Source organism: Cellulomonas sp. (genome assembly GCF_017744555.1).
GTDB lineage: Bacteria > Actinomycetota > Actinomycetes > Actinomycetales > Cellulomonadaceae > Cellulomonas.
This window is the reverse complement of the sequence record NZ_JAGIBD010000111.1, coordinates 1-731: the sequence shown is the minus strand read 5'-3', so window position 1 is coordinate 731 and position 731 is coordinate 1. Positions and strand designations below refer to the sequence as shown.

General features: G+C 64.4%; 2 protein-coding genes. Both read left to right on the top strand.

Annotation, left to right across the window (positions count from 1 at the left end):
- Window positions 1-216 (top strand): SDR family oxidoreductase (locus tag J7523_RS20430; RefSeq protein ID WP_291890635.1); only part of this gene is annotated, 216 nt, incomplete at its 5' end.
- Between the two features lie 132 nt (window positions 217-348).
- On the top strand, window positions 349-731 hold a 383-nt coding region (locus J7523_RS20425), incomplete at its 3' end, for an SDR family NAD(P)-dependent oxidoreductase (RefSeq protein ID WP_291890633.1).

Below are 731 nucleotides of genomic sequence, written 5' to 3'. Positions count from 1 at the left end.
CCCCACCACATCCGCGTGACCTCGGTTGCCCCCGGAATCATCGAGACCCCGCTGCACAGCCAGAACAACCGCGAGTTCCTCAAGGGCCTGGCCCCGTCCGGTCGCATCGGCCAGACCCAGGACATCACGGATGCCGTGCTGTACCTGAGCCGTGCCGAGTTCACCACAGGCATCGTGCTGCCCGTGGACGGCGGCATGAGCGCCGGCAAGTGGTGATCGCGGCCCAGTCGGCCCGGCATCACGCCCAATTTTCAACACCACGTATCAGATGAATCGGCTTCAGAGCCAATTCAGCACCTTCAAGTCACCCATCTCAACAGCGGGCTACGCCCAATTTCGGAGAACACCATGAGCATCCAAGCAAAGACCGTCGTCATCACGGGCGCCTCGAGCGGCATCGGCCTCGCCTTGGCCGGCGCCTTCCTCAAGCGCGGCTACAACGTGGTGGGCAACGGTCGCAGCACGGAGCGACTGCAGCAAGCGGCCGTGACGCTGGGCATGCCCGACAACTTCCTGCCGGTGGCCGGTGACATCGCCGATCCCGCCACCGCCGACAACCTGATCAAGCGCGCGGTCGAGCGCTTCGGCCAGGTGGATGTATTCATCAACAACGCGGGCATCTTCATGGTGAAGCCCTTCACCGAGTTCACGCCGGCCGACCTCGACTCGCTGGTCGACACCAACCTCAAGGGCTTTGTGTTCCCGGCGCAAGCCGCGGCGCGGCACATGGT